Genomic DNA, 24,095 nt, shown 5'->3' on the forward strand with positions numbered 1-24,095 from the left:
TCACGCCGCGAGGCTCGTCGAACTCTGGCCGAGCGCCAGACGGATTGCGCCGACGACATGCTCGGCATCGCGTGCGACGCCCGAGAAACGCCCCGATCCCCATGTATGCAGCCACGGCAGGCCGATGAAGTACAAGCCCGCTTGCGGCGTGACGCCGCGATTGTGTGCAGGATAGCCAAGTCCGTTGAACACGGGCGCATCGATCCAGCTGAAATCGGGCGTAAAGCCAATGCACCAGATGATCGACGTAATGCCGCTCTGCGCGAGATCCAGCGACGTTCGCTCGCCTTCCGGGCGCCACACCGGCTCATAGGGAACGCCTTGTGGAGCGTCGATACCCTGCTTGTCGATGAATGCGTCGATGCTCGCATTGATGCGGTTGTAGGTATCGTCGGCGCTGTCGAGATTCGCGATCAGGTTCGGCGCGAATTGCAGGCGGCCGTCGCGCAGATCTTCGAGGCGACCGTAAAGTTCCATGCCTTCGAGTGCAAAACGCCGCAAGTCGATATCGCGTCCGCCGTCGCGGCCCGTCACATAATGGTTGGTGTTGTCGCGCACGCCTTCGCGCAGAGGATGCTGATCGACGGGCATGTCGTAGTAGCGCATGTCGGCGAGCCAGTCGACCACGTCGCGGCCACGATGGAAACGCGCGCAACGCGGCGCTTCACCCACGGCCAGATACACCTTACGGCCGGCCAGATGCAGGTCTTCCGCGATCTGCGCGCCCGATTGCCCGGAGCCGACCACGAGCACTGCGCCATCAGGCAACGCCTGAGGATTGCGGTAATGCGAAGACTGCAGCTGCACGATCTGCGAAGGCAAACGCTCCGCCATGCGCGGCACGATGGGCCTGTGATAGCCACCCGAGGCAACGACGACCTGATCGGCCGTGAAGTCGCCGTTCGACGTCGACACGAAGTAGCCGCCCGACGGCACTCGCCTGACCTTGCGGACCTCCGTGTGTTCGAGCACGGGCGCATCGACCATCGCAATGAAGCCGTCCAGATAGGCGATGATCTCGTCCTTCTTCATGAAACCGTGCGGATCGTCGCCGCGATACGGATAACCCGGCAGCGCGCATTGCCAGTTGGGCGTGACGAGGCAGAACGCATCCCAGCGCTGCGAGCGCCACGTATGCGTAACCGTGTGCTTTTCGATGACAAGATGATCGATGCCCGCCTCTTTGAGGTAGTAGCTGACCGACAAGCCGGCTTGCCCGCCTCCCACCACGATCACCGTGTGGTGCGGCACATCGTTCAGCGCGTCGGATGCGACAGAGTTTGCGTTCGACATGATTCGTTCCTGCTTTCGGGTTCAAATGAGTTCGACGACCTTGACTTGCGCGTGGGGGTCGGTGGCAAAACGCTGTGCATGTTCTTCGATCTGCGCGAGCTGATCCATTGCCGCCGAGCACGCAAAGCCGTACTTTTCGCGCACGCGTTCAGAGCCGATATGCAGCGACTCGCGCGCGCGCTCGACGAAATCGGCGAGCGCATAGCGCTGACCGGCGACGAAGAACTCAGCGATCACCGTCGAAGGCGAATAGCAGTTGGCCTCGCTGCCGTCCGGCCACTGGACTTTGAAGTGCATGACTGGCATCAGATTTCCTTTGATTGCGAGTAAGAGATTCAGGCGCACAGCCGCCGCGTGATGCGCTGCACGTGATCCGCGTACAATGCGATATGACGGCGTGCGCTTTCGCGCCAACTAAAGCGCGCGAGAAGTTCAGGCACTGCGTGTTCGAAGTCGATGCCGCCGCGTTGATGCAACGCGCGGCGCAACGCGTCGGCGATGGTGCCTGCGTCGTCAGGTCGCGCCCAGCAGCAAACGCGGTCGTCGAGATAGCCCGTGAATGGCTCGATCCGCGATACGACGACCGGCGCGCCCGCGGCCAGCGCTTCGAGCACGACGAGGCCGAAGCCTTCGCACAATGACATCATCGATACGACGTCCGCGCGCTGCATCAATGCGGCAATCGCCGCGTCTTCGAGCGGGCCTGTCACGACGATGGCTCCGTGTCTGCCAATACGAAGGTCCAGTTCAACTGCACGTGCAACGAAGCGCCGGGTATACGCATCGTGATCGAGCAGGCTCGCGCCGCCCGCGATCACGAGCTGCGCCTCCGCATGCGTGCGTCGCAACAAGGCAAAGGCTTCGAGCAGTTGCAGCGTGTTCTTGCGTTCTTCGATACCGCCTACGGCCAGCACGACCGGCTTACCTGTCAGGCCGAACTCGTTGCAAATGCCCAGGCCGCCTTCGACGTCACGAAAACGCGCGACGTCCACGCCGTTATTGACCGTCGATGCAGTGATGCCAAACTCATCGCGCATCTTGCGCGTCCATGTATCGCTGACACACAGCACCGTGCCGGCATCCACGTATGCGCGTCGTTGCCATGCACTCAGACGCGGATGGTCGAAGGCATCGAGATGATGAACCGTGCGCACGAAGCCGCGAATCGCGCCCGCTTCGCGCAACTCCGCCAGCGCGTTGCCGCCGATGCCATCCTGCGCATGCAATACGTCGAAGCCCGACGCGCCCTCTTCGAGCAATGCCGCTTTCAGCGCATCGATGCGCGTCTGCACCATCGTCACCGTATCGTTGCCGTGCGCCGCGGCTGGCGCGAGCACGACGCGGCAAGGCGAAGCGCGGAACATCTTTGCACCGCCGACCGACGGTGCAAAGATCGTCACGTCCTGTCCCGCTTCCTGCAACGCGCGCCCGAGTTCAAGCGTATGCACGACGCCGCCGCGAGGGTTCACCGAATGGGTGAAGAGCGCAATGCGCATCCGCGTGTCGTTCATGTCGATGCTCCCACCGGCGCGCCGATAAATGCGCTGTCTTTGAAGCTCCATAACAACGCCGCGTCGGCCTGCTGCGTGAGCACCACTTCGCGAGAGGCATCCACGCAGCCGATCGTCGCGCTTGCGAGTCCCCGTTGTGCGAAACGCGCGTGCACCTCATCCACATGCTCATCGCGCACGGAAAGCAGAAAACCGTAGCTTGGAAACGCGCTCAGCCAGCGCTCGAAATCGACACCTTCAGGACGCGGGATCGCATCGAGATCGATATGCGCGCCGACGCCCGAGCATTCGAGCAGCATCAGCGACGTGCCGAGCACGCCTGCCATGCTGATATCTTTGGCCGCATCGCACAGGCCGCTTTCTGCGAGTTGCGGCAACAGTTCGAGATCGTCACGTAAGCGCACAGCCGGGGCGCCGACGGAGGCATTCCAGAACGGATAAGGGTCTTCGAAACGGCCGCGCAGATCGACGGCCATCACGAGGCTGTCCCCCGGCCGTGCGTTGAAGCTGGACAGCAACGCCCGCGCGCGGCCCAGTATCGACACGGCGAGTTGCGGCTCCGTGCTACGCGTATTGCTATGACCACCGACGACCGGCACGCCATACGCGCTCGATGCCGCCGCCATGCCTGCTAGAATCTTTTCCGCCGCTTCGATTCCATCACTCCACAGCGCATCGACGACGGCAAGCGGACGACCACCCATCGCATACACGTCGCTGATGTTGACCATCACGCTGCTATAGCCCGCAAACCACGGCATCGTTTTCACGAAGTCGCTGACGAGCCCTTCGATCGCGAACAGCAGATAGCCGTCGCCGTCGGCGAGCGCGGCGCAGTCGTCGCCCACTGCGAGCGCTTGCGCAAGGTCGCGTGTGCCATTGGGCAAGTGCGATGCAAGCGATGCAACCACGCCCGCGATATCCGTCTTGTGGCGAAAGCCCCTGCTTTCGCGCAGCCGTCCGACCAGCGCGCGCAGACTCATGAGCGGCCTCGCGACGAAGTGACGAATCCGCTTTCCGGCGTAAAGCACGGCGGATAATGCGCGAGATCTGCTTCCATTAAATGATGCGGCCGTCCGAACAGCGTTTCCTCGGCGACCGTTTGCCAGTGCAGCCGCCGGAACAGCGGTGCGTTCTGGCTCTGCACATGGGCGAGAAACGTATCGCAGCCCAACGCATGCGCGCTGCTCACCGCGAGACGGATCAGCGTCGAGCCGAGCTTGCCGTGCGAGCGGAACGCAGCGTGCACGGCAAGCCGCGAACCGAGCCATCGGCGCGGCTGCGTTTCGTGAATCCGCACCGTGCCGACCACCTGCTCCGGCACGCCCGCAATGCAGCTCAATGCGACCAGCAGCTTCGCATCGCGGTCGATCTCGTCGCGGTCGTCGCCGGCGAAGATGCCTTGCTCCACGCAGAACACCGCGCGCCGCAACGCATACGCTTCTTTGCTTTCCCACGGCAGCGTCGCCCATTTGACGCGGTATTCGGCGGGCGTGAAGGCGACGGGCAGCGCGTCGAGTTCGTCGTAGGTCTCGCAGAACATGATCAGTCCTCGTACGATGCCAGCGACGAACACGCGCCGCATTTTCCGCAGCCGGCCTTGATATCGGCGGAACGCATCTGTGCGTCGCGCAGCATCGCGCCGAGCGGCGCCAGGATCGACTTCATGAACTCGGGCGACGGCGCGGGATGATCTTCGAGCGGCGTGCCGCTGATCGGCACGAACGGCACGACGAACGGATACACGCCGATGTCGATCAGTGCGCGCGACATCGACAGGATGGCGTCCTCCGTGTCGCCGAGGCCCGCGAGGATGTACGTGCTGACCTGTCCCTTGCCGAACACGGCGACGGCCGCCCTGAACGCTTCCATATAGCGCGAGATCGGCACGCTCGCTTTGCCAGGCATCACGCGCGCGCGGACTTCGGGCGTCACCACTTCGAGATGCATGCCGAGCGTGTCGATGCCGCTGGCTTTCATGCGCTCGAACCATGCGTCGTCGTCGGGCGGCTCGCATTGCGCCTGAATCGGCAGATCGACGGCGGCCTTGATCGCAAACGCGCTCTCGCACAGGATCTGCGCACCGCGATCCGGCGTCGGCGGCGTGCCCGTGGTCAACACCATGTGCTTCACGCCGTCGAGCAGCACGGCCGCGCGCGCTACTTCCGCGAGTTGCTCCGGTGTCTTGCGCGCAATCGTGCGGCCCGCCGCGAGCGACTGACCGATCGCACAGAACTTGCACGTCTTCTTGCGGCTCTCGTAGCGGATGCAGGTTTGCAGCACGGTCGTGGCGAGCACGTCGGTGCTGTGCAGTGTCGCGATATGCGAGTACGGCACGCCGTCGAGCGTTTGCAGTTTCGTGAAGCGCGGCGCTTTTGGAAAGCTGATGCTGGCAATCGGAATCGTGCCGCGCAGCAACGCGCTCGCGCCCGCTTCGTCCGGCGCGCCCGCGAAGAACGGTGAATTCCACGCTGAACTGGTGTGCACGGGCACCATGATCGTCACGCCGTCGACCGTCACCGCCTTGTGGTCCGACGGTCCCGCGCCGCCGCGCCGGCTCGCGGCGCCCGCGTTCGGATCGACGAGGCGCAGTCCCGCCGACTGCAACTCCGTGCGCAGTTCCATCATCTGACGCTGCGTGCGCGGCTCAGCCGGCGACAGGTTCATGCTGGCATTCATCCTGACCTCCATTGATGACTCCTGGCGCTACGTCCGCGCCCGCGCGTTCGAACGACATCGACATCGGCACAACGGGCGTCGCGACGCGATCGTTGATTGCAAGACTCAGCAGTTCGGGCCGCGCATAGTGGCCCACGGAGTCCATCATCCGTTTGCGCTTCGTGATCAGCGACATGTCGAGATCCGCGATCACTATTCCTTCGCCTTCGCGCAGCGGCTCGGCGAGATGCTGGCCTTCGGGCGACACGATGGCGGTCATGCAGCCGCCGCGCAGCGCTTTTTGCAGCTTCGGATCGGTGGTCACGCATTCGATCTGCGCTTCGCTGAGCCAGCCCGTCGAATTGACGACGAAACAGCCCGACTCGAGCGCGTGATGGCGGATCGTGACTTCGATCTGCTCAGCGAAGATCGGCCCGACCAGCGAACCCGGAAACTGGCTGCAATGGATCTCTTCGTGCTGCGTCATCAGCGCATAACGCGCGAGCGGGTTGTAGTGCTCCCAGCACGCGAGCGCGCCGACTCGCGCGATGCCCGTATGCGCGACCTTCAGTCCCGCCGCGTCGCCTTGTCCCCAGATCATCCGTTCATGAAAGGTCGGCGTGATCTTGCGGCGCTTGAGCACCAGACGCCCGTCGGTATCGAACACGAGCTGCATGTTGTACAGGCTGCCGTGATCGCGTTCGTTCACGCCGAGCACGACGACCATTGCATGCCGTCGCGCGCGCTCGCTCACCGCCTGCGTGACAGGGCCCGGCACGACAACGGCCTGCTCATAGAGCCGCATATGCTCGGCACCCGACGCGACGGGCGGACGCACGAACGAAAAGTACGGGTAGTACGGCACGAACGTCTCGGGGAAGACGATCAGTTGCACGCCTTTCGACGCGGCTTCGTCGATGGCGGCGCAGACCCGCTCGAGCGTGCCGCCGGGACGCTCGAAGTCGGGCGCAATCTGCACCGCCGCTGCACGGATGACTCGCTGGTCGGACATGATGGGCACCCGCGCGCTCAGACAGTCCACGTATGGATGATCAGCGCGTTTTCCTTGCGATGAAGTAGTTGCAGATCGAGCACGTCGAGCGGATTGATCGGCCGGATGCCTTCGATCAGCGAAGCCTCGCCGTGACCGTATAGCGCCTGCAATGCGAAGCGGCACGCGTAGACCTTGCCGCCCTCTTCCATGAACTTGACGAGTTGCTTGTTGAAGTTCAGATGGCCGGGAAATGCTTCGTCGCCGAGTGTCGGAAAGCCCCGTTGCAGGCCGAGCGTGACGCCGGGACCGTACAGCAGCACGGACGTATCGAAGCCCTTTCGCTGCAGACGCGTGGCTTGCAGCAGATTGACGAAGCCGATCGAGCCTTCGAATGCGACTGTGTGAAAAGTGACGAGCGCTTTCTCGCCGGGTTCGGCCTTGACGTCGGGAAAGACCTTTTCTTCGTAGTCGACCAGGTAATCGCCTTTCTGATGCAGCGGTTTGTTGACGACGGGCATATCGCTCTCCAATAAGTCGCGTAATTGATCGGATTGCTCAACGGGAAATAACCCGATTGGCAAATCACTTAACGCAACACGTATGCCAATTTCCGGCCCGGTTCATGCAATCAACTTCCAATCAATCAAACCGCGATTGTTCGAGCGACCCGAAAATTTCTTTGTGAGCCTTGTCTGGCATAGGCTTTAGGCCATTGGCGACAGATCGGCTCGCACCGGTTTCGCACAACGACGTAGCGCGTTTTGCATGTGGATGGTGCGCGATATCCCGTAAGCGTGCATTCATCCAATCAATGCGATCAATTTTCTGATTGAATGAAAACCGATTAATTTCTTGCGCGATTCGCGTGGTACTTTAAACAAGACATTCACATTGGCGCAGAGGGTTTTGCAAAGGGAAATAGCAGCATGGACAGTCTCACGCACCACTGGCTAAAGCGGCTGACCGAAAGCCGCAAACCGGCGTATCTCGTGATCCCGGATCTGATCGAAGAAGATCTGGCCTGCGGCCGTTTGCGTCCACGCGACCGTCTGCCCGGCCTTCGTGATCTGGCCGGCGCATTACAGCTCAATTACACGACGATCGCGCGCGCCTATGCGGAAGCGCGCAAGCGCGGCCTGCTCGATGCGCGCGCCGGCAGCGGCACGTTCGTGCGTGGCCGCACGCAGACCTTGCCGCTCGCGGGTGGGAGCAGCGTCGAGATGTCCATGAATATGCCACCCGAGCCGCCCGAGTTTGCAGCGCGTTTGAGAGAGTCGTCGGCAAATCTCTTTGCGCAAAGCGATCCTTACCGGCTACTGCGCTATCAGGATTTTGGCGGCATGCCCGATGACCGCGCCGCCGGACGCGCCTGGCTGAAGGCGCGCTTGCCCGATTGCGAAGACGATACCGTGCTCGTTTGCCCGGGCATTCACAGCGCGCTCGTCGCGCTGGTGTCACAGCTTGCGCGGCCGGGAGAAACCATTTGTCTCGACACGCTCGCGTATCCCGGCATCAAGGCCATTGCGTCGCAACTCGGCGTGGGCCTGCAGCCGCTGCCGCGCGACGACGAAGGTCCGCTACCACATGCGTTCGAAGCATTGTGTAAAACCGAAAAGCCAGGCGCGTTTTACTGCAATCCGACCTTGCAGAATCCGAGCACGCTGACGCTGTCCACGCAGCGCCGAGAAGCGCTTGCCGATGTCGCGCTGCGCTACAGCGTCCCTATCATCGAAGACGACGCCTATGGCTGGTTGCCCAGGAGCACGCCCGTCGCGCTGGCTTCACTCGCGCCCGAACTGACCTGGTACGTGACGGGCTTCTCGAAGTGCTTCGGCGCCGGTCTGCGCATCGCCTATCTACGGGCACCCACTGCCAGGCAAACACAACGTATTGCCGGCGCATTGCGCGCGACGACAGTCATGCCCAGTCCGTTTACCGTCATGCTCGCCACGCAATGGGTCAACGACGGCACCGCGCACGAAATGCTCGACGCGATCCGCAAGGAAGCGAATGTGCGTCAGGCAATTGCGTCACAGGAACTCGCAGACTGGCAATACGATGCACATCCGGATGGCTTCCATTTGTGGCTGCCTGTTCCTGCGCAGTGCGGCTGGAGCGCGCCCGAGCTTGCGCTTCAGCTGCGTAGTCAGGGCGTGGCCGCAGTTGCCGGCGCGGCCTTTTCAACGGATGGGAATCCGTTGAACAGTATCCGTCTCTGCCTCGGTGGGCCACAGGACAAAGATGATTGCCGTGACGTCTTGCGGCGCGTCGCAGAGATGCTGGCCGATCCGCATCATTTGCATACACCTGTCATGTGACACATCCTCGACTGTCTGCTACGACGGTGCGCTACGCTGCACCGCGCTCTGCAGGTCGCGATCTTTGCGCAGCGCCCCACGTAGGCCCTTCAGGTCGCGGGGCGGCCTTCTGTTCGAGCCGCCGCGTATCGTCCAAAGCAAACGGCGCCTGCGCGACAACGCGGAAGTTATCGAAGGGGCACTGCTTCGACGATTTCCTGCTTGTTCATCTGAGCTCCCTTTGGCGAACTGCTCGCGCATTGCAAGGCGTCGGTCATTCCAAATCTCACGACCGCACCGGCGTGAAGCCGTCGGAACTCCAGTCCTCGCTGCCGACCCCGTGATGGACGAAAAAGAATCCCTCGGGGTCGTAGCGGTTCTTGATCGCTTTCAGCCGCGCGTAATTCGCCCCCCAAAACGCTTCGCGCCAATCTCCACGGAAAAAATCTGTTTCCGAAAGATAGGAGCCGCTTTGTGGTGCCAATGCTTTAAGAATGGCTGCGGCTTTGGCCACACGCCCGGCTTGGCGATGTGCCTCTGTCATGTCAGGCGGCGTGATCGGGGCCCCGCAAACGGCGGCGGACCGCCCGCAGCCACGATCATCAGGGCGAACGCGTCGGCAACTTCCGGATTCATCGCGCACTGACGTGCCTGCTCGTTCACCTCCGCGGGAGCGCCCGCGAGTCCTTTGTTGACATGCAGTTCCACGGCCTGAAATTGCGCGGCCTCCATGAGCGCCCCGGCCAACTGACCGCGTTGGGCTGGTTCGAGAAGCGTCGCGGGCAGCCATTGTGACTCGTAGCCGTGCAGAAATAGTGAGGCCTGATCTCCATCGCCTCGCCACCAACCGTGCTGGGTAGCCGCTCCGGCCCGCGGGTCGGGCACCAGTCCCGGGTTGGCCTTGAGATCCCACCAGCGGCGTGCGGGACCGGCGCCGATCCGAGGTTCGTCGTTGAAGGTGAAATCCGATGGTGAGGCCCGTATCCAATCGATGAAAGGTGCCCAGACCGATTTGGCCCGTCCGTCGTCGAGGCCCTGACACACCATCGACACGTGGACCTCGTCTTCGTGAAAGACAAGCTGCTCGCCCCAGTGGGGGTTGAACAGGTTTTCGGCATAGTGGTCAACGAGCCGTTCAACCAACCGCCGGTAAGCCTCACGCGATGACGCCTTGACCGTGAACTCCGCCCAACCAAAGTGCTCAGGCAGATCATGGGTCTGCAAAGTGACTTTGGTCACCACGCCGAAACTGCCCCCACCGCCGCCTTTCAGCGCCCAGAAAAGGTCGGGCTCCCGCGATGCGTTGACCGTGCGGACAACGCCGTCAGCGGTGACGATTTCGACCTGAAGCAGGCTCGCAGCCGCCAATCCGTAACGCTTCGAGAACGATCCGAAACCGCCGCCCTGGACGAGGCCGGCCACCCCCACGCTCGCACAACCGCCACCCTGGACGTATCGCCCCGCCTTCGTGGTAACGGCAGTGTAGACGTCGATCCACATGCAGCCGGCCTCGACAGTCACGGCCGGCGTCGGAGGCATCGAAGAGCCTAATGGAACGAATGTATCGTGAAGCTCGATGCGGTTCATCGCGCGTGTCCAGATCAAAAGGGAATCCGGCGCGTTCGAGCCGCCAAGGTAACTATGCCCCCCGCCTTTCACTACCAGGCGCAGATTGTGTTGGCGCACGAAATTGATGCCCGCGACCACGTCGGTGGTAGAACGGGCCGCCACGGCGTAAGCGCTCGCGCGAGGCGTCCATCCGTCGAGCCACCCTGAGATCTGCGTGGCACCGGGATCGTCACCGAGCGCGATCGGGTTTCGCGCTTCCGCCAGGCGAGCACGACAATCGGGCGTGTGGGGCGCTTGCGCACAGGTCTGCCAGATGGTCGTTGGTCGCAACAAATTTCCACCAACTGCGCTACTCAGCGCCTCCCATTCCTCTGCTTTCGGCCACGCAGGATCGCCGGGCCGAATGCGGCCCGTTTCAGCCACTGCTGGAATCACGTCGGCAAAAATCGTCGTGGTGGAGAGGAAAGGAAGGGCGGCAACGCCCTTTAAGAGGCATCGTCTCTTCATGTTGTCTTTTTTTCTTACCCGGCGCTCATCGCTAATCGGCATGGTGAACCATGTTTTCTGAATTTTAAAGCGAGGCCTGTTCGCTTCGTCGAGCGAATGACCGCTCCAATCGCTCAAAGCGACATCCGGGTTTCGGCGCGACATCGTGGATGGGTGGCCGATCGACACAAGCCCCCCGAAAGCTGCCGTCGAAAATTTCAACAGCGGCTCTATAGAAGCTTTATCGAACGGGTGCTCCCGGGCAGGAACGGCCGGTCGAGGTCGTCGTCCAGTTTTTATGCCCGGGGGTCTCCTGGGCCCTTGCTCGACGACCGCTTTGTGGCGAGCAATTCACGGGTGACACTGCCTCGATCCGGCCAGGATGAGACACTAGCGTCGGGCCGTTGGCTGGCCGGTCTCCAGTCTGCTGCGGACAGTCAATCTCACGATTGCCTTCAGCCTATTTCACTCGTGAGGAGGCACTACTGGCGTACCAGCAGTACGGCAGGCGTCATAGACCGCGTACATAGCAGTCGTGTTCATACTCTGGCCCCACAAGGTAGGATTCTTGTCGAGGTAACGATCTACTATAACGGTCATCTGCTCATCGGTGGCCGCCATGTTTTGAATACAGTGCGCTAGCCGCTCAGCTCCGGAAAGGTCATGAAAGGCAATGCCCGGTGCGTCGAACAAACCATCGATTACCCCCATAACGTAGGCCCGCCTCATTAGATCGGGCAGCTCGCGATACTTATTGCCGGTCATAAATCCATTGTGAATAGTCACAGGTGCATAGGGGTTCGCCTGCTGCGCGGGCGTCCCGATACTGGCACCGGCAAGAATTAATGCGATCAGCGTTTTTTTCATCCGCTTCCCCTTACCAGTTGCGTCGCTTCGAGGAGGAGTGCATGGCGCCTGAATGCGCGACGACGCCTTGCGAGCGTTGGTGATCGTCAGGCATAGCTATGGACAACTATGGCCACGGAAAAATCGATCGGGCCCGGGGGAGCGGCACTCACTGTCCAGCATATTCGTGCTGTCGTTCCACCGCAGATGCAGAAAACCGTCCTTCGCCTTGCATTGCCTCGCCTGCTCCCGAAGCGAATCGCGATTTGCGTTCGCCATCCGCTGGCCCGTGTCACCACTGATTCGCACGCCACCGCACTGCGGGTTCGAGCAGTTGTAGTCTTTGGCCCTTCCAAATGGCGAGAGCCGGCACTCTGCCGAGTGTCCGCATAGCGGGCAAACACTATTGTTCCGGTCTGCCATCTCCATCTCCAAAATCGATGCCGCCGAAACGCTCGGGGTCGACACGGACGGAAAGTCTAGGACCGGAACGCTTGCGGGTGAAGGTCGGCGGACCAGAGACGTTCCGACGCGAGTTTCCGAATCCTTATCGACTGGCCGAAATAAATGAAGTGTCGGCGGTCAGCAGTTAGGTCTGACGATTTCGCGCCAAGGGGCCGCTTTGGAGCGAAGTTATGACGTTCGGAGAATTTCGCTTAATGGCGGTAACGGGTCGGAAGTACCCACTCGCGACCGGCCGCTTATAAACAGCGAACCTCCAGCGGTCGCTTTCTAGCGATGACTTTGAAGAGCGGACTGACGCAGCCCGGCGCCAAACCCGAATCTGGCAGTTTCGCTGACTGACACGATTGGCTGCAATCAATGCGGTCGAGGAATTCTGTCCTGCGCGTCGAGCAGTAGTGACGCTCGCCACGCGATCGTCGAGAGCGGCGTTACTGTAAGTCCTTCGTCTGTCAGCGCGACGTTGCTTGCTCCCATCCTGGAACCGACCGTATCCGGTTTGAATCGGTGTGGGATACGGCTCGGGGCGTGTGCCATCACCGATTTTTTAGTCACTGCAATCATGCTTCCTTGCTCCGCGGGCCTGAGAAAGGAAGAAAAAGTCCGAAACCTTAGGAATTTGAAGGAAGTCTGCTACGCTGCCCGCTTCCCCAACCTCGCATTGAAACGATGGAAACTCCTTTCAACGATCGCGGCGTGTCGGTCACGCGCAATGCCTTGTCGGCCGCGGGCCAGGTCTTTCCGCTGCGCGATATCGCCGGCGTGCAGGTGGTCACCGTGCCGAAGAACAAGGCGGTGCCGCTGGTGATTTCGATCGCGGGATTGATCGGCGCGATCGTGGGCGGCGCGCTGCAATCGGCGGCGGGCATCGTGTGCGGCGTGATGCTGATCGTGGTCGGCTGGCTGACGTGGGTCACTCAGGACGTGACCCACCGGCTGATGGTGAAGACCGCCGACGGCGAACGCGAGGCACTGATGAGCACCGACCGCGAGTTCGTCGAGCGGGTCGGCACCGCCGTCCAGCGCGCGAAAGCAGCGGCGGCGGCCGCCGCGGCCGCCGCGCCGAAAGCGTGACGCCGGCGGCTACCCTTTCGCGAGATCGAGCGGGTTGACGCGCCAGATATTGCGCGCGTACTCGCCGATCGTCCGGTCCGACGAAAACTGCCCCATCCCCGCGACGTTCTCGATCGCGCTTTCCACCCACGCGCGGCGATCGACGAAACGCGCATCCACTTCGTTCTGCGCGTGCGCGAACGCCGCGAAGTCGGCCAGCACCATGTAGTGATCGCCCCAGTCGACCAGCGTGTGGAAAATATCCGAGAAGCGCAACGGATCGTCCGGCGAGAAAAAGCCCGAACGGATCTGGTCGAGCGCGGTGCGCAACTCTTCGTTCTCCTCGTAAATCTGCCGCGGCCGGTAGCCGCTCGCGCGCAGGTTGTCCACCTCGTCGGCGGTGTGGCCGAAGATGAAGATGTTCTCGCTCCCCACCGCGTCGCAGATTTCGATATTCGCGCCGTCCATCGTGCCGATCGTCAGCGCGCCGTTCAGCGCGAGCTTCATGTTGCCGGTGCCCGACGCCTCGGTGCCGGCCATCGAAATCTGCTCGGACAGATCGGCGGCCGGAATGATCAGTTCGGCGACGCTCACTCCATAGTTCGGCACGAACACGACCTTCAGCCGGTCGCCGATCAGCGGATCGTGATTGACCTTCTGGCTCACGTCGCCGATCAGCTTGATGATCGTCTTGGCCATCCGGTACGCGGACGCGGCCTTGCCGGCGAACAGCACGACGCGCGGCACCCAGTCGCGCTCGGGATTCGCGCGAATCTGGTTGTAGCGCACGATCACGTGCAGCACGTTCAGCAGCTGCCGTTTGTACTCGTGGATCCGTTTGACCTGCAAATCGAACAGCGCATCCGGATTGAACTGCAGCTTCGTATGATGCGCGAGCCGCTGTATTAGCCGCTGCTTGGCCTGGCGCTTCGCGTCGCGGAATGCATCGACGAACTCGCTGTCCTTGCGCAGATTGCGCAGTTGTTCGAGCTCGAACAGATTGCTGCGCCAGTGCTTGCCGATCCGCGCATCGATCAGCGACGACAGCGACGGACTCGCCTGCGCGAGCCAGCGGCGCGGCGTGATGCCGTTGGTCACGTTGGTGAAGCGGTCAGGATAGATGCTCGCGAAATCGGCGAAGATATCGCGCGTCATCAGTTGCGAGTGCAGCTTTGACACACCGTTCACCTTATGACTCGCGACGATCGCCAGATACGCCATCCGCACGCGCCGCTGGCCGTATTCGTCCACCAGCGAAATGCGCCGGATCATCTCGGCGTCATGGCCCGACTGTTCGCTCACGTGCTTGAGGAACTGCGCGTTGATCTCGAAGATGATTTCCAGGTGCCGCGGCAACAGCCGCGCCAACATTTCGACATCCCAGGTTTCGAGCGCCTCGGGCATCAGCGTGTGATTGGTGTACGAAAAGATCTGCGTGACATGCTTCCACGCCTTGTCCCACGGCAGATGATGAACGTCGACCAATAGCCGCATCAGTTCCGGAATCGCCAGCACCGGATGGGTATCGTTCAGATGCACCGCGACCTTTTCGGAGAAGCGGCCGAACGTGCTGTGCGTGCGCTGATAGCGGCGGATCAGATCCTGCATCGTCGCCGACACGAAGAAGTACTCCTGGCGCAGCCGCAACTCGCGGCCGGCCGGCGTCGAGTCGTCCGGATACAGCAGACGCGACACGTTCTCCGACATGTTTTTCGTATCCACCGCGTTGCGGTAGTCGCCGCGATTGAACGCGCCCAGGTCGAGTTCGTCGGTCGCGCGCGCGGACCACAGACGCAGCGTGTTGGTCGCGTCGGTCGCATAGCCGGGGATCACCGTGTCGTACGCGGTCGCGTTCACGTGCTCGGTGTCGATCCATTCGGTCTTGTCGCCGCGCTGCACGGTACGCCCGCCGAAATGCACCATGTACTTGATCTCGGGGCGCGGAAACTCCCACGGATTGCCCGCGCGCAGCCAGTAGTCCGGCGCCTCGACCTGCTCGCCGTTGACGATCTCCTGACGGAACATCCCGTACTCGTAGCGGATCCCGTAGCCGAAGCCCGGAATGCCGAGCGTCGCCATCGAATCGAGAAAACACGCGGCGAGCCGGCCGAGGCCGCCGTTGCCGAGCGCGGCATCGGGCTCGATCTCGATCAGCGCGTCCATATCGACGCCGAGACTGGCGAGCGCCTCCTTCATCTGATCGTGGATGCCGAGCGCGAGCAGCGCGTTCGAGAAGGTCCGGCCGATCAGAAACTCCATCGACAGGTAGTAGACCCGCTTCACGTCCTGCTCGTATTGCAGGCGCGTGGTCTTCATCCAGCGCGCGACCAGCCGGTCGCGCACCGCGAGCGCGGCGGCGTGCAGCCAGTCATGCGGGTGGGCAGTGACGGCGTCCTTGCCGACGCCGTACATCATGCGATTCGAAATTGAGCGCCGTAGCGCGTCGACGGTACTGTTGAGCTGGTCGAATTCCAGATCGACGGTTGTCATCGAAGCCTCCGGTTAGTTCGACATGGCAGACGCGAACCGCACTGGTGACGGACGGGAGGCGCGTGCCTGTCGGAGCGGTTAAACAATCAGAGTAGGACATTTTAAGACCCGCGCACACCGGCACGCGCGAGCGGAGCGCGACGCACATGCCGTGCCCGCGGCTTCACGCCGGTACGCCGCGCGGCGCTTGCGGCGGGCACGCGAAGACGGGGCAAAGCCGCGTGGGCGCGGCACTCGCGGGATGCATGGTGCCTGTCGTCGCGCGCCGCGCAGCACCGGCTAAATATCGCCATGTGATGCAGGCAGATTATTTTTGCGTCGCGTGACGAGGCAATGACGCATCGTATTGCTGCGCAACGCGCTGCAATACGGTGCAATGTGGTGCAAGCCGGGGACGCTCTGTGCCGGCTGGTTTGAACGAACCGGCGTCGGGCTTGGGACACGCGAGCCGATTTGTGGAGACGGCAAAAAACTTGACCGTTAGTTGCGCGTTAATGTGGGTATGCCGCTAGCCCGCGCACGCTCCGCGCTGCCCGCGTCCGAGCACGATCGCCCCGTCTCTGCAACAATCGCTGCGTTGCGTCGGACGGGCCGCCACGCTTTCATCCCGTAAGTAAATGGCACGCATGGCCGCGCGTTCACGCGCTACCCGCGACGCGACAGCAACACCCGCAATCCCGATCAATCACAAACAACGTAGGCCGCCGCGCCCGCGCCGCCCGTTTTCCGGCCGGCCGCCGCATCGGTATGCCCAACCCGACGAGCCACGCCTTGTCCGACAAGCTCAGTACCCCGGTCAGCACCCCCGCCCGTCCGGCCGACGCGCCGATGTCCGCCGCGAACCGCCGCGCGATGGGCGCGATCATGCTCGCCGTCGCGCTCGCGACGCTCGATACCGCGATCGCCAACACCGCGCTGCCCGCGATCGCGACCGATCTGCACGCGGCCCCGGCCGCGTCGGTGTGGATCATCAACGCGTACCAGCTCGCGATGGTCGCGACGCTGCTGCCGCTCGCCGCGCTCGGCGACATCGTCGGGCACCGGCGCATCTATATCAGCGGCATCGCGCTGTTTACGCTTAGCTCGCTCGGCTGCGCGCTCGCGCCGACGCTGCCGCTGCTCGCCGCCGCGCGCATCGTGCAGGGCCTCGGCGCGAGCGCCATCATGAGCGTGAACACCGCGCTGATCCGCTATCTGTACCCGCCGCACCGGCTCGGCCGCGGACTCGGCACCAATGCGCTGATCGTCGGCGTATCGTTCGCGGTCGGGCCGACGGTGGCGTCGCTGATTCTGTCGGTCGCGACATGGCCGTGGCTGTTCGCGGTCAACGTGCCGCTCGGCGTGCTGGCGCTGAGCTTCGCGTGGCCCGCTTTGCCGCACACCGCGCACGGCAAGCATCCGTTCGATCCGCTCGCCGCGCTGCTCAACGTGGTCACGTTCGCCGCGCTGATCTTCGCGCTCGGCGAGGCCGCGCAGCGTGCGTCGCTGCAGATCGTGCTGAGCGCGGCGGCCGTCGCGCTGCTGTTCGGGCTGCTTCTGATGCGGCGCGAAGCGGGTCATCCCGCGCCGATGCTGCCGGTCGATCTGTTCCGGCGGCCGGTGTTCGCGCTGTCGGCGGTAACGGCCGTGTGCTCGTTCGCGGCTCAGGGGCTCGCGTTCGTGTCGCTGCCGTTCTATTTCGAGGATGTGCTGCTGCGCAGCCAGGTCGAGACCGGCTTCCTGATGACGCCGTGGCCGGTCGTCGTCGCGCTGGCCGCGCCGCTCGCGGGCGGGCTGTCCGACCGCTATCCGCCGGGGCTGCTCGGGGCGGTCGGGCTTGCGGTGCTGGCGGCGGGGATGGCATCGCTCGCAATGTTGCCCGTGCATCCGCACGTGCTCGATATCGGTATCCGGATGGCGATCTGCGGCGCGGGTTTCGGTTTTTTCCAGTCGCCGAATCTGAAGGCGCTGATGGCGAGCGCGCCGCCGGAGCGCAGCGGCGGCGCGAGCGGGATCGTCGCGACCGCGCGGCTGCTCGGTCAGGCGACTGGCGCGGCATTGGTGGCGTTGTGCTTCGGAATTGCCGGCCGCCAGCATGGGCCGACGCTGGCGCTCGCGACCGGCGCGTTCTTCGCCGGCGCGGCGAGCCTGGCGAGCGGTTTGCGGCTGTTCGCGCCGTCGCATCGCGCGGGGACGCGAACGTCGTAAGCGATGCGGTGCGGTGGCTAGCGCAGCCGCACGCTCACGCGATCACGCTGTCAAGTTCAACGCGCCGCCAGCGTCGCGGCGCGCTCACTGCGTCACGCTCAACGCGCGGCGAAATACGCCTTCACTGCCGCGATAAACGTATCGATATCCGCGCGCGACACATCCTTGTGCGTGACGAAGCGCGACGCATACAGCATCTGCGTGAGGATCCCGCGCTCCTTGAGCCATGCTTCGAGCGGCGCGCAATGCTGCTGCGGAAACTGCGCGAATACCATATTGGTCGCGACCGACTGCACCTTCACCTGCTCGATCGTTTCGAGCCCGGCCGCCAGATGGGCGGCGTTCGCATGGTCGTCGGCGAGACGCTCGACATTGTGATCGAGCGCGTACAGGCAGGCCGCCGCCAGCACGCCGGCCTGGCGCATCCCGCCGCCGAGTACCTTGCGCCAGCGATGCGCGACATCGATGATCGCGCGGCTGCCGACCAGCACCGAACCGACCGGCGCGCCGAGCCCTTTCGAAAAACAGATCGACACCGAATCGAACGGCTCGCACAGCGCGGCGACCGGCTGACCCGACGCGACCGCCGCGTTGAATACGCGGGCGCCGTCGAGGTGCGTGGCGAGGCCGCGCTCGCGCGCGAGATGGGTGGCTTCAGCGACATAGCCGGCCGGCAACACCCGCCCGCCGATCGTGTTCTCCAGCGCGAGCAGCCGCGTGCGCGCGAAGTGATTGTCGATCGGCTTGATCGCGGCGGCGATTTTTTCGAGCGGGATCGAGCCGTCGGCGGCATTTTCGAGCGGCTGCGGCTGGATGCTGCCGAGCACCGCGGCGCCGCCGCCTTCGTATTTGTAGGTGTGGGCAAGCTGGCCGACGATGTATTCGTCGCCGCGCGCGCAGTGCGCCATCAGCGCGGCGAGATTGCTTTGCGTGCCGCTCGGGAAGAACAGCCCCGCTTCCTTGCCGGTGCGCTCGGCCAGCGTGGCCTGCAGACGCAGGACGGTGGGGTCGTCGCCCCAGACGTCGTCGCCGACTTCGGCCGCCGACATCGCCGCGAGCATCGGCGGAGTCGGACGGGTAACGGTATCGCTGCGCAAATCGATCATTGTGGGTTCCTGTGCGTCGATGAAGGTCATGCCTACGGCAAACCGGCCGCGCCTGCGTTCCGCGAGAAACGCGAGCGCGGCCGGCAATCGAACCACACAGTGTATGCAATTAAAGCGACGCTGAAAATCGGCGCATCCCCGAGACAGCAGGAATGCGCGATCCGGCCGCTAGCGCTTCGGACTCAACCGCCCGGCTTCGGCAGCCACGCGAGCGGGTCGACCGGCTGACCGTTCTGGCGCACTTCGAACTGGACCGACGCGACGCCGCGGCTATCGACGCCGACTTCGCCGATGGTCTGCCCTTGCGCGACCGCGTCGCCTTCCTTGACGAGCAACTGGCTGTTCTGACCGTACGCGGTGATCAGCGAGTCGTTGTGCTTGATGATGATCAGCGGGCCGTAAGCTTCGATGCCGGTGCCCGCATAGACGACGCGGCCGGTCGCGGCGGCCTTGACCGGATCGCCTGGGCGCGCGCCGATCACGATGCCGTTGGACGAGCCGGGCGCGAAGGTGCGCAGCACCGGGCCGCGCACCGGCCATTGCAGCACGCCCTGCTGCGGCCCGCTGGTCGCAGCGGGCGCGCCTGGCACCGCGCCCGGCGGGTTCGGCCCGGCGACCGGCGCGGCGGGCGCGACGGGGGCGACGGCAACCGGCGGCGTCACCACGCTGCCCGAGCCGAGCGGCGGCGACACCCGCAGCACCTGACCGGGGGCGATCGCCGCATTGACTGGCAGACCGTTCCACGCGGCGATTTCCTGCGGCTTGCGGCCGTACGCGGACGCGATGCCGGACAGCGTGTCGCCCGGATTCGCGCGGTAGTAGCCGGCCGGCACCGAGACCGTCGCGAGGCTGGTCGTGCTGGACGGCGCATTGCCGTAGAACGGCGCGTTGTCCCACGGCGTCGTGCAGCCGGCGACCATCGCGCCGAGCGCCGCCAGCGCGATGAGCCGCATCCCCGTCAGTTGCCAATGTCCTGTCATGTGATTTTCCTCGACGTGTTTCTCAAGCGGATTCAACCCAAGCGGATTCGATCGACGGCGCTAGCATTTGCCGTGCCGCGCCGTGCCGCGCGTTCACCGACGGCGTTCCACAGCGCATCCATTATGCGCGAGCCCCGCACCGGTGCCCGCGCACGCACCGTCACACTGCCGTGCTGTTCAGACACTGCCCGCGCTCTCGACTACCAGCACCCGCGCCACGCCGAGTGGATGCGCGACGTGCTCGGTGCCGACCGACGCATGGACCACGTCGCCGGTCTCCAGCACGGTCGAATGTTCGACGCCGTCTTCGCGATAGCGCATCTCGACGCGACCGTCGAGCACCGCGAACACCTCCTCGCCGTCGTTCACATGCCATCGGTAAGGCTGGTCGGTCCAGTGCAAACGCGTGGTGATGCCGTTCATGCTGGCGATGTCGAGCGCGCCCCACGGACGCGTCGCGGTAAAGCTTTTGCTGCGGATGATTTTCATGGTCGATGAACTCGGGCCGGCGCGGACCGCGCGGCCAAACCGCCACGCCCTTGGGCGACGGCGCTCGCGCGACTGGCCCTATTATAGGTCGCGCGGCCAGCATGGCTGCCGCGAGCCGCCACGCGCCCGTATCGTATGATCATTGCAAGCACCAGGGCGTCGCCTATACTCAACCAGGCCGCACGCGGCAAGTTACGAAAACGTCTGAATTCTGGGGAGGAGTCGACGATGAACAAAGCCACCTTTCTGGCCGTGCAACTGAACGTCGACGATGTCGCGGCGTCCGCGGGCCTCGTCGAATTGCTGAACACGCATCTGATCTTCGCCGCCGACGTCGCCGAGGCCGCCGATGCGCTAGTGCAACTGGCCAGCATCGCAAAGCTGTCGAGCGGGGTCGAGGCGAGCGTCGAGTTGCCCGCGGTGGCGATCGAGCGGCTGCGCGAAGCGCTCGACAACCTGAGCGGCTATGACGAATCATGGCTGCTCGCGCTGGAGCCGAGCCGCGCGCTGTTCGACGACCTCGGCCGGCGCCGGCGCATGCTGCATTGATTCGATGACCGCGCACCCGAACCGGCGCCGTAAACGACAAAACGCCATCCGATCGAACTGGATGGCGTTTTTTCTTGCCCGCCGCCCCGCGCTGTTCTGCGAGGCGGCGTCCACAGCTACTTCCACTGCGACTTCTTCCACTGTTACTTCTTGCTGCGAACTGCTACTTCCACTGCTGACTGCTACTTCTACCACCAACTTCCAGACGATCCGGCGTGATGCGTGGGGGCCGGATTAGTTACCGAAGTAGACCGAGTTACGGTCAGCCTTGGCCGGCAGGACCGGCGCGGCGTGGCCAGCTTGCGAGGTGCCGGCCGCCGGAGCGCCGTAACCGCTGGTGTCGGCCTTGCTCGCCACGGCTACGTTGCCGTGTTCAGCGTCGACCCGGGCCTGCGCGGCCTGGATGTTCGCCGGGTACGTAGCCTGGTCGCCCACCGGGTTGTAGCCGGCCTTTTCCAGTTGCACCAGTTCGGCGCGCACTTGTGCTCGGGTCACCGGCTGGCTCGCTTGTGCGAACGCGGCGGCCGGGACGATGAGGGCGGCGGCGACTGCGACTGCGGAAATCAGCTTTTTCATGATGAACCTCCTATTTAACTTGTTGGACTGTTGCGCTGGAGGTCTGGTGTTTCTTCCTCTGCGCTTGAAAACAAGTTTAGGAGGGTTAACCCTTAGGGTAAATCCCTAAGTAAAGGAAACTCTATTTCTTATCTTGAAAGAATCTTTTGGGAATTCGAGCGCGACATCTAAACCATTAATAAATTTGGTAATAATATAGAAATCGCTTCGGACGGGTTGCCGGGCGGTAAACGAACGAACGGCCCGGTTCGCGCGATACCGCCTACGCGCCGGGCCGAGATTCAAACGCTCGAACTTCTCAGACCGCTCAGTTCCACTGCGCGTGGAAGCTACCCGGCTTGTCGATGCGCTCGAACGTGTGCGCGCCGAAGAAGTCGCGCTGTGCCTGCACGAGGTTGGCCGGCAGGCGCTCGGAGCGATAGGCGTCGAAATACGCGATCGCCGACGAGAACGCCGGCACCGGCACGCCCGCGTTGATCGCCGCGACCACCACTTCGCGCAGCGCCGCCTGGTAGTTCTTCGCGATATCGCGGAAGTACGGATCGAGCAGCAGGTTCGCGAGCGCCTTGTCCTGGGCGTACGCGTCGGTGATCTTTTGCAGGAAGCGCGCGCGGATGATGCAGCCGGCGCGGAAAATCTTCGCGATGGTCCCGTAGTCGAGATCCCACTTGTACTCTTCCGACGCCGCGCGAAGCTGCGCGAAGCCCTGCGCGTACGAGATCACCTTGCTGAAATACAGCGCGCGGCGCACCGCTTCGACGAACGCTTCCTTCGAGCCTGCGAGCGGCTTCGCCTGCGGCCCTTCGAGCACCTTGCTGGCGGCCACGCGCTGCGTCTTCAGCGAGGACAGCACGCGCGCGAACACCGCTTCGGTGATCAGCGGCAGCGGCGCGCCGAGGTCGAGCGCGTTCTGGCTGGTCCACTTGCCGGTGCCCTTCTGCGCGGCGCGGTCGAGAATCACGTCGACGAGATCCTTGCCGGTTTCGTCGTCTTTCTTGCCGAAAATCTTCGAGGTGATTTCGATCAGGTAGCTGTCCAGTTCGCCCTGGTTCCACTCGGTGTAGACCTTGCCGAGTTCGTCGTTCGACAGCCCGACCACCTGCTTGAGCACCGCGTAGCTCTCGGCGATCAGCTGCATGTCGCCGTATTCGATGCCGTTGTGGACCATCTTCACGAAGTGGCCCGCGCCGTCCGGACCCATGTAGGCGACGCACGGTTCGCCGTCCGGCGCCTTGGCGGCGATCTCGGTGAGGATCGGCGCGACCAGGTCGTACGCGTCGCGCTGGCCGCCGGGCATGATCGACGGGCCTTTCAGCGCGCCTTCCTCGCCGCCGGACACGCCGGTGCCGATGAAGTGCAGACCAGCCTTCGCGAGTTCCTGGTTGCGGCGGATCGTGTCGGTGAAATGGGTGTTGCCGCCGTCGATCAGGATGTCGCCCGGCTCGAGCAGCGGCTTGAGCGAGGCGATGGTCGCGTCGGTCGGCTCGCCGGCCTTGACCATCAGCAGAATGCGGCGCGGCTTCTCGAGCGAGTCGACGAACTCTTCCAGCGTGAAAGCCGGCACCAGCTTGCGATCCGGATATTCGGCGATGAGTTCGTCGGTTTTTACGCGGCTACGGTTGTAGACCGACACCGCGTGGCCGCGGCTCTCGATGTTGAGCGCCAGATTGCGACCCATCACCGCCAGCCCTACCACGCCGATTGCCTGTTTGCCCATGTGAATTCTCCAGAGTCCAAAAATGTCGTGACGCCGCGCGATCCAATGCGCCGGCGCGGCGTCGAGGGTGAAAGGATAAAAGAAATGCGCGCGGGACGCTTGGCGACGCGCAGTTCAAGCACGCGCCGCGACACGCGGGCTGGCGCTTTATGACAGGCTTCGCGCGCGACCCGCTATGGCGTTCGCTAGTACGTTCGCTATGACGCCCGCTATTGCGCCCGCTTGCGGAACACGAGACTGAAATTGTTGGCCGGCATCGCCACCACCTGCTCGCACGCGAGCCCGGCCGTTTCGCCGAGCGCGACCACTGCCTCCATGTCGCGCACACCCCATCGCTCGTCACGGCTTTTCAGCCACTGCTCGAATGCTTCGTTGCTCGGCGCGGTGTGCGCGCCGCCGCGTTTGTACGGGCCGTACAGAAACAGCACGCCGCCGTCGACGAGCCGCCGTCCGGCGCCGTCGAACAGCGCCTGCGCGGCGCTCCACGGCGAGATATGAATCATGTTGATGCAGACCACCGCGTCGAGTGCATCGACGCCCCAGTCCGGCTGATGCACGTCGAGCGCGAGCGGCGCGCGCAGATTCGGCAAGCCCGCGTGCGCGGTCCACGCGGCAATCGACGCGCGCGCATCCGGATCGGCATCGCTCGGCTGCCAGTCGAGGCCCGGCAGCGCAGCGGCAAAGCACACCGCATGCTCGCCGGTGCCGCTGGCGATTTCGAGCACGCGGCCGCTGGCGGGCAGCGCGTCGCGCAGCACCGCGAGAATCGGTTCGCGGTTGCGTTCGGCGGAAGGCGAATGTTGCCGGGCGTCGGTCATGGTCGGGCGGTCGG

Annotated in this window: 22 protein-coding genes; 4 read left to right on the forward strand and 18 right to left on the reverse strand. The window is 63.8% G+C overall.

The window, feature by feature from the left end; genetic code table 11:
• Genes LJ656_RS19445 through LJ656_RS19480 form a run of 8 tightly spaced genes read right to left on the reverse strand, consistent with a single transcriptional unit; the run spans nucleotide 1 to nucleotide 6,974 of the window.
• Nucleotides 1-1,293: an MSMEG_0569 family flavin-dependent oxidoreductase gene (locus LJ656_RS19445; protein ID WP_230510998.1), complete on the reverse strand. Its 1,293-nt coding sequence runs from the start codon at nucleotides 1,291-1,293 to the stop codon at nucleotides 1-3.
• 21 nt (nucleotides 1,294-1,314) lie between these two features.
• Nucleotides 1,315-1,599 (reverse strand): MSMEG_0570 family nitrogen starvation response protein, encoded by a 285-nt coding sequence (locus LJ656_RS19450; protein ID WP_230510999.1) that lies wholly within the window; start codon nucleotides 1,597-1,599, stop codon nucleotides 1,315-1,317.
• Nucleotides 1,600-1,628: 29 nt separating this feature from the next.
• Nucleotides 1,629-2,804 carry an MSMEG_0565 family glycosyltransferase gene (locus tag LJ656_RS19455; protein WP_230511000.1) on the reverse strand — a complete coding sequence of 392 codons (1,176 nt, stop codon included), beginning with the start codon at nucleotides 2,802-2,804 and terminating at the stop codon, nucleotides 1,629-1,631.
• Nucleotides 2,801-3,787 (reverse strand): sll0787 family AIR synthase-like protein, encoded by a 987-nt coding sequence (locus LJ656_RS19460; RefSeq protein ID WP_230511001.1) that lies wholly within the window; start codon nucleotides 3,785-3,787, stop codon nucleotides 2,801-2,803. The genes LJ656_RS19455 and LJ656_RS19460 overlap by 4 nt, the downstream gene beginning before the upstream one ends.
• Nucleotides 3,784-4,347 carry an MSMEG_0567/Sll0786 family nitrogen starvation N-acetyltransferase gene (locus LJ656_RS19465; RefSeq protein ID WP_230511002.1) on the reverse strand — a complete coding sequence of 188 codons (564 nt, stop codon included), beginning with the start codon at nucleotides 4,345-4,347 and terminating at the stop codon, nucleotides 3,784-3,786. Before LJ656_RS19465 ends, LJ656_RS19460 begins: the two co-directional genes overlap by 4 nt.
• Nucleotides 4,348-4,349: 2 nt before the next feature.
• Nucleotides 4,350-5,483: an MSMEG_0568 family radical SAM protein gene (locus LJ656_RS19470; RefSeq protein ID WP_230511003.1), complete on the reverse strand. Its 1,134-nt coding sequence runs from the start codon at nucleotides 5,481-5,483 to the stop codon at nucleotides 4,350-4,352.
• Entirely contained in the window at nucleotides 5,452-6,474 is a 1,023-nt protein-coding gene (locus tag LJ656_RS19475) for a Nit6803 family nitrilase (protein WP_230511004.1), read from the reverse strand. The genes LJ656_RS19470 and LJ656_RS19475 overlap by 32 nt, the downstream gene beginning before the upstream one ends.
• 17 nt (nucleotides 6,475-6,491) lie before the next feature.
• The gene (locus tag LJ656_RS19480; protein ID WP_230511005.1) at nucleotides 6,492-6,974 is read right to left on the reverse strand and encodes an MSMEG_0572/Sll0783 family nitrogen starvation response protein; all 483 of its coding nucleotides are present in this window, start codon (nucleotides 6,972-6,974) and stop codon (nucleotides 6,492-6,494) included.
• Between the two features lie 408 nt (nucleotides 6,975-7,382).
• On the opposite strand from LJ656_RS19480, the gene LJ656_RS19485 reads away from it, so the two are divergent.
• Complete coding sequence (locus LJ656_RS19485; protein WP_230511006.1) at nucleotides 7,383-8,774, forward strand: aminotransferase-like domain-containing protein; 1,392 nt, start codon at nucleotides 7,383-7,385, stop codon at nucleotides 8,772-8,774.
• 265 nt (nucleotides 8,775-9,039) lie between these two features.
• Here the strand turns inward: LJ656_RS19485 and LJ656_RS19495 are convergent, their stop codons facing one another.
• From LJ656_RS19495 to LJ656_RS19505, 3 genes are all read right to left on the reverse strand, one after another.
• Nucleotides 9,040-9,297 carry a BBE domain-containing protein gene (locus LJ656_RS19495; protein ID WP_230511007.1) on the reverse strand — a complete coding sequence of 86 codons (258 nt, stop codon included), beginning with the start codon at nucleotides 9,295-9,297 and terminating at the stop codon, nucleotides 9,040-9,042.
• Nucleotides 9,294-11,030 carry an FAD-binding oxidoreductase gene (locus LJ656_RS19500; RefSeq protein ID WP_230511008.1) on the reverse strand — a complete coding sequence of 579 codons (1,737 nt, stop codon included), beginning with the start codon at nucleotides 11,028-11,030 and terminating at the stop codon, nucleotides 9,294-9,296. The genes LJ656_RS19495 and LJ656_RS19500 overlap by 4 nt, the downstream gene beginning before the upstream one ends.
• Before the next feature lie 243 nt (nucleotides 11,031-11,273).
• Nucleotides 11,274-11,675: a Rap1a family protein gene (locus LJ656_RS19505; RefSeq protein WP_230511009.1), complete on the reverse strand. Its 402-nt coding sequence runs from the start codon at nucleotides 11,673-11,675 to the stop codon at nucleotides 11,274-11,276.
• Nucleotides 11,676-12,785: 1,110 nt separating this feature from the next.
• Between LJ656_RS19505 and LJ656_RS19510 the strand changes: the two genes are divergently transcribed.
• The gene (locus tag LJ656_RS19510; RefSeq protein ID WP_230511010.1) at nucleotides 12,786-13,190 is read left to right on the forward strand and encodes a DUF6232 family protein; all 405 of its coding nucleotides are present in this window, start codon (nucleotides 12,786-12,788) and stop codon (nucleotides 13,188-13,190) included.
• Between the two features lie 9 nt (nucleotides 13,191-13,199).
• On the opposite strand, the gene LJ656_RS19515 is transcribed toward LJ656_RS19510, so the two are convergent.
• Nucleotides 13,200-15,659, reverse strand: a complete 2,460-nt coding sequence (locus LJ656_RS19515) for a glycogen/starch/alpha-glucan phosphorylase (protein ID WP_230511011.1) — start codon at nucleotides 15,657-15,659, stop codon at nucleotides 13,200-13,202.
• 828 nt (nucleotides 15,660-16,487) lie between these two features.
• Between LJ656_RS19515 and LJ656_RS19520 the strand changes: the two genes are divergently transcribed.
• A complete protein-coding gene (locus tag LJ656_RS19520) occupies nucleotides 16,488-17,846 on the forward strand; it encodes an MFS transporter (RefSeq protein WP_230511103.1) in 1,359 nt (452 codons plus the stop codon).
• A gap of 98 nt (nucleotides 17,847-17,944) precedes the next feature.
• On the opposite strand, the gene ltaE is transcribed toward LJ656_RS19520, so the two are convergent.
• From ltaE to LJ656_RS19535, 3 genes are all read right to left on the reverse strand, one after another.
• Nucleotides 17,945-18,952, reverse strand: a complete 1,008-nt coding sequence (gene ltaE, locus LJ656_RS19525; RefSeq protein ID WP_230511012.1) for a low-specificity L-threonine aldolase — start codon at nucleotides 18,950-18,952, stop codon at nucleotides 17,945-17,947.
• Between the two features lie 182 nt (nucleotides 18,953-19,134).
• Nucleotides 19,135-19,932 (reverse strand): peptidoglycan DD-metalloendopeptidase family protein, encoded by a 798-nt coding sequence (locus tag LJ656_RS19530; protein ID WP_230511013.1) that lies wholly within the window; start codon nucleotides 19,930-19,932, stop codon nucleotides 19,135-19,137.
• 177 nt (nucleotides 19,933-20,109) lie between these two features.
• Complete coding sequence (locus LJ656_RS19535; RefSeq protein ID WP_230511014.1) at nucleotides 20,110-20,421, reverse strand: cupin domain-containing protein; 312 nt, start codon at nucleotides 20,419-20,421, stop codon at nucleotides 20,110-20,112.
• Nucleotides 20,422-20,649: 228 nt separating this feature from the next.
• On the opposite strand from LJ656_RS19535, the gene LJ656_RS19540 reads away from it, so the two are divergent.
• Nucleotides 20,650-20,970, forward strand: a complete 321-nt coding sequence (locus LJ656_RS19540; protein WP_230511015.1) for a hypothetical protein — start codon at nucleotides 20,650-20,652, stop codon at nucleotides 20,968-20,970.
• A gap of 234 nt (nucleotides 20,971-21,204) precedes the next feature.
• Here LJ656_RS19540 and LJ656_RS19545 read toward each other — a convergent pair whose 3' ends face one another.
• From LJ656_RS19545 to LJ656_RS19555, 3 genes are all read right to left on the reverse strand, one after another.
• On the reverse strand, nucleotides 21,205-21,546 hold the full coding sequence (locus tag LJ656_RS19545; RefSeq protein ID WP_230511016.1) for a DUF4148 domain-containing protein: 342 nt from the start codon (nucleotides 21,544-21,546) through the stop codon (nucleotides 21,205-21,207).
• Nucleotides 21,547-21,853: 307 nt separating this feature from the next.
• Complete coding sequence (gene gndA / locus LJ656_RS19550) at nucleotides 21,854-23,263, reverse strand: NADP-dependent phosphogluconate dehydrogenase (RefSeq protein WP_230511017.1); 1,410 nt, start codon at nucleotides 23,261-23,263, stop codon at nucleotides 21,854-21,856.
• Between the two features lie 209 nt (nucleotides 23,264-23,472).
• Nucleotides 23,473-24,081, reverse strand: a complete 609-nt coding sequence (locus tag LJ656_RS19555) for a DUF938 domain-containing protein (RefSeq protein WP_230511018.1) — start codon at nucleotides 24,079-24,081, stop codon at nucleotides 23,473-23,475.
• Nucleotides 24,082-24,095: the final 14 nt, after the last annotated feature.

Origin of the sequence: Paraburkholderia sejongensis, from assembly GCF_020880815.1 — a bacterium.
In the GTDB taxonomy this organism is placed as follows: Bacteria; Pseudomonadota; Gammaproteobacteria; order Burkholderiales; family Burkholderiaceae; genus Paraburkholderia; species Paraburkholderia sejongensis.

Coding starts and splice junctions, on each gene's coding strand:
- LJ656_RS19445 (WP_230510998.1), bottom strand. CDS start 1,293: ATGTCGAACGCAAACTCTGTCGCATCCGACGCGCTGAACGATGTGCCG.
- LJ656_RS19450 (WP_230510999.1), bottom strand. CDS start 1,599: ATGCCAGTCATGCACTTCAAAGTCCAGTGGCCGGACGGCAGCGAGGCC.
- LJ656_RS19455 (WP_230511000.1), bottom strand. CDS start 2,804: ATGAACGACACGCGGATGCGCATTGCGCTCTTCACCCATTCGGTGAAC.
- LJ656_RS19460 (WP_230511001.1), bottom strand. CDS start 3,787: ATGAGTCTGCGCGCGCTGGTCGGACGGCTGCGCGAAAGCAGGGGCTTT.
- LJ656_RS19465 (WP_230511002.1), bottom strand. CDS start 4,347: ATGTTCTGCGAGACCTACGACGAACTCGACGCGCTGCCCGTCGCCTTC.
- LJ656_RS19470 (WP_230511003.1), bottom strand. CDS start 5,483: ATGAATGCCAGCATGAACCTGTCGCCGGCTGAGCCGCGCACGCAGCGT.
- LJ656_RS19475 (WP_230511004.1), bottom strand. CDS start 6,474: ATGTCCGACCAGCGAGTCATCCGTGCAGCGGCGGTGCAGATTGCGCCC.
- LJ656_RS19480 (WP_230511005.1), bottom strand. CDS start 6,974: ATGCCCGTCGTCAACAAACCGCTGCATCAGAAAGGCGATTACCTGGTC.
- LJ656_RS19485 (WP_230511006.1), top strand. CDS start 7,383: ATGGACAGTCTCACGCACCACTGGCTAAAGCGGCTGACCGAAAGCCGC.
- LJ656_RS19495 (WP_230511007.1), bottom strand. CDS start 9,297: ATGACAGAGGCACATCGCCAAGCCGGGCGTGTGGCCAAAGCCGCAGCC.
- LJ656_RS19505 (WP_230511009.1), bottom strand. CDS start 11,675: ATGAAAAAAACGCTGATCGCATTAATTCTTGCCGGTGCCAGTATCGGG.
- LJ656_RS19510 (WP_230511010.1), top strand. CDS start 12,786: ATGGAAACTCCTTTCAACGATCGCGGCGTGTCGGTCACGCGCAATGCC.
- LJ656_RS19515 (WP_230511011.1), bottom strand. CDS start 15,659: ATGACAACCGTCGATCTGGAATTCGACCAGCTCAACAGTACCGTCGAC.
- LJ656_RS19520 (WP_230511103.1), top strand. CDS start 16,488: ATGTCCGCCGCGAACCGCCGCGCGATGGGCGCGATCATGCTCGCCGTC.
- ltaE (WP_230511012.1), bottom strand. CDS start 18,952: ATGATCGATTTGCGCAGCGATACCGTTACCCGTCCGACTCCGCCGATG.
- LJ656_RS19530 (WP_230511013.1), bottom strand. CDS start 19,932: ATGACAGGACATTGGCAACTGACGGGGATGCGGCTCATCGCGCTGGCG.
- LJ656_RS19535 (WP_230511014.1), bottom strand. CDS start 20,421: ATGAAAATCATCCGCAGCAAAAGCTTTACCGCGACGCGTCCGTGGGGC.
- LJ656_RS19540 (WP_230511015.1), top strand. CDS start 20,650: ATGAACAAAGCCACCTTTCTGGCCGTGCAACTGAACGTCGACGATGTC.
- LJ656_RS19545 (WP_230511016.1), bottom strand. CDS start 21,546: ATGAAAAAGCTGATTTCCGCAGTCGCAGTCGCCGCCGCCCTCATCGTC.
- gndA (WP_230511017.1), bottom strand. CDS start 23,263: ATGGGCAAACAGGCAATCGGCGTGGTAGGGCTGGCGGTGATGGGTCGC.
- LJ656_RS19555 (WP_230511018.1), bottom strand. CDS start 24,081: ATGACCGACGCCCGGCAACATTCGCCTTCCGCCGAACGCAACCGCGAA.